Raw genomic sequence first — 2,848 nt, 5'->3', positions numbered from 1 at the left:
CGGTGGCAGCGTCCGGCCCCATGCCTCGTCGTCCCGGCTCTGGCCCGGCCCCACGCACGCTCGAGCTCCCCGCCGTGCACCTCGCGCGCGACGTCCCCCGCGAGCTCGCCGCCGCACGCGTGCGGACCGGGGCATGGATCCCCGCGACCCGAGGCGCCTACGTGCCGAACGGGACCTCCGCCCGGGCCATGGCCATCGCCAGAGCAGTCGGTGTGCACGCAAGGATCAGCTCGGCGCACGCGTTCAGCCACGAGACCGCCGCGCTGCTCCACGGGCTCGCGCTCTGGGACGTCCCTCAGGTCACGCACGTGCGTCACGAGCATCGCGGCGGCGGGAGCAACGACCCGCTGGTCGCCCGCCACCTCGGCATTCCCGCGCACGCGCGCGTCGTCGTGCTGGCCGGCCTGCCGGTCACCGACCTCGCGTCGACCACGTGGGACTGCCTCAGGACGGCGACGCCGCTCGCCGCGTTGGTCGTCGCGGACAGCGCGCTGCATGCAGGGCTGCCACGTGACTCGGTCGTCGCGATCGCCGAGCAGGCTCGCGGCAACGGCACGGCTCGCGCACGCGCCCTGCTCGAGCTCGCCGACGAGGGCGCGGAGTCGGCACGAGAGACGTGGGCGCGATTCGCGTTCGCCGTCGCCGGCTGGCCGCCGCCCGAGACCCAGGTGCGCGTCGAGACCGCGCGCGGCACGTTCTGGGCCGACCTCGGGTGGCCGCGGTGGAGGCTGCTCATCGAGTACGACGGGCTGGGCAAGTACGCGGGCGACGAGCGCGCGCGCCTGCTCGAGGAGAAGGTCCGCCGGGACGCGATCGCGGAGGCGGGGTGGCACAGCGTCCACGTGACGAAGGCAGACTCGCTGCGCTCGGTCGTCGCGCGTGCCCAGCCCTACGTCCCGGTCGGCGAGCTCGCACACGCGCGGCTCCGCCAGGACCTCCTGCCGGCGCCGCGGTGATGGGGCTGCCCCTCCCCGACCACCCGGCGCTTCGTCGCTCGCGCATCACTTCGTCGCCTCGGACCGACGAAGCGGTGCGCGAGCAACGAACAGCGGAGCGCGAAGCCCGAGACGGCGGGGGCCAGCCGCTAGCGTGCCCGTCATGAGCAGGAACGATGTCGTGGCGGCGGTGGGCACGGCGATCAGTGGTGCTCGGCGGGCCGGGCACGTCACGTTCGTCGGCGTGGACGGAGTGGACGGCGCCGGGAAGACGGTGTTCGCCGACGCGCTCGGGGACGCGCTCCGCGAGGACGGGCACCCGGTGGTGCGGGTGTCCGTGGACGGGTTCCACCGGCCGCGCGTGGAGCGGTACCGGCGCGGGGCGCGCTCGCCCGAGGGATTCTTCCTCGACTCCTACGACTACGACGCGTTCCGCCGTGAGGTGCTGCGGCCGCTCGCTCCGGGCGGGGAGCGGCGGTACCGCGCGGCGATCCGGGACGTCGCGTCCGACGAGGTCGTCGACGAGCCGCAGCGCGTCGCGCCGGCGGACGCCGTCCTCGTCGTCGACGGGATCTTCCTGCACCGCGACGAGCTCGCCGGCGTCTGGGACGTCTCGGTGTTCCTTGACGTGCCCTTCGCTGAGACGTTCGCGCGGATGGCGGTCCGCGACGGCTGCCCGGCCGATCCGGGCGACGAGGCCAACCGTCGCTACGTCGAGGGCCAGCGGATCTACCTCGCGCGATGCGAGCCGGCGAGTCGAGCCACGTTCGTCGTCGACAACACCGACCCGGCACGGCCCACCGTGCGCACTCGGCGCGCCCTGGTCACGCGCACGCGCTGAGCCACCCACGGCACTAGGGAGCAGCTGTTCGTTGCTCGGACACCGGTTCGTCGGCCCGAAGCGACGAACCGGCGCGGGCACGACGAACCGCTACGCCGAACCCGCGAACCGGGGGCGGCGCGCATGCACCCGCGTGCAGTGCGCGCGCGGCGCTCAGGAGCAGTGCTCCGAGGGTCAGGAGAGGAGAGCGCCCAGGAGGGCGGAGACGCCCAGGCCGACCAGGACCCACGCCACCATGCTGCCGACCAGGTACCCGACGTACGCCAGGCGGCGCGCGGGCGACCCCTCGAAGCGCGGCGCGGGGGTCCAGCGGACCCTCTCCACGAACCGGCGCAGTCGCATGCCGAGAGCGGGGGAGGCGGGGCGGGCGGGGGACAGGGTGACGGCGGACACGACGTGCTCCTCGTGGGACTCAGCTGGAGTGGCGCCGGGGTCGCCGGCACCCCTCATCGTCCCACACTCTGGACAATTGACCAGGGCCCTCGGTCCCCCGTCCGGGTATCGTCACCCGGTGCTTCACCCGATCGAGCTGCTCGCGCCGCGCCGGCTCGGCACCGGCTTCCGGTGGGTGCTCGCGTCCTCCTGGACGACGAACCTCGCCGACGGGCTGGTGCTCGCGGCCGGCCCCCTGCTCGTGGCCTCCCGCACCCACGACGCGTTCCTCGTCGCGCTCGCGGCGACCGTGCAGTGGTTGCCGCCGCTGGTGTTCGGGCTGTGGGCCGGCGCGCTGACGGACCGGCTCGACCGCCGCCGGCTCGTCATCACGGTCGACGTGGTGCGCGCGCTCGTCGTCGGGATGCTGGCGACCGCGGTGGTGCTCGACGCCGCGCCCATCGCCCTGGTGCTCGCGGCGCTGTTCCTGCTCGGGACCGCCGAGACGTTCGCGGACAACGCGTCGAGCACGCTCGTGCCGATGCTCGTCGCACGCGACGACCTCGCCGCCGCCAACCAGCGGATCCAGGCGGGCTTCCTCACGATCAACCAGATGATCGCCCCACCGATCGGCGCGGCGATGTTCGCGGTGGGTCAGGCGACTCCGTTCGCGACGTACGGTGTGCTCGTCCTGGCGGGT

4 protein-coding genes are annotated in these 2,848 nt (G+C 74.2%); 3 read left to right on the top strand and 1 reads right to left on the bottom strand.

The features are described from left to right. Positions 1 to 956 (top strand): hypothetical protein (locus tag CWIS_RS16715; RefSeq protein ID WP_231583969.1); only part of this gene is annotated, 956 nt, incomplete at its 5' end. A gap of 142 nt (positions 957 to 1,098) precedes the next feature. Further along, complete coding sequence (locus CWIS_RS16710) at positions 1,099 to 1,776, top strand: uridine kinase (RefSeq protein WP_048344504.1); 678 nt, start codon at positions 1,099 to 1,101, stop codon at positions 1,774 to 1,776. A gap of 174 nt (positions 1,777 to 1,950) precedes the next feature. Here CWIS_RS16710 and CWIS_RS16705 read toward each other — a convergent pair whose 3' ends face one another. After that, the gene (locus CWIS_RS16705) at positions 1,951 to 2,169 is read right to left on the bottom strand and encodes a hypothetical protein (protein WP_048344503.1); all 219 of its coding nucleotides are present in this window, start codon (positions 2,167 to 2,169) and stop codon (positions 1,951 to 1,953) included. 118 nt (positions 2,170 to 2,287) lie between these two features. Here CWIS_RS16705 and CWIS_RS19650 point away from each other — a divergent pair. Next, a partial coding sequence (locus CWIS_RS19650) for an MFS transporter (protein WP_048344514.1) occupies positions 2,288 to 2,848 on the top strand: 561 nt, incomplete at its 3' end.

This window comes from Cellulomonas sp. A375-1 (assembly GCF_001040865.1).
GTDB lineage: Bacteria > Actinomycetota > Actinomycetes > Actinomycetales > Cellulomonadaceae > Cellulomonas > Cellulomonas gelida.
The sequence above is the reverse complement of the archived record's forward strand: the minus strand, read 5'-3'. Positions and strand labels throughout refer to the sequence as shown.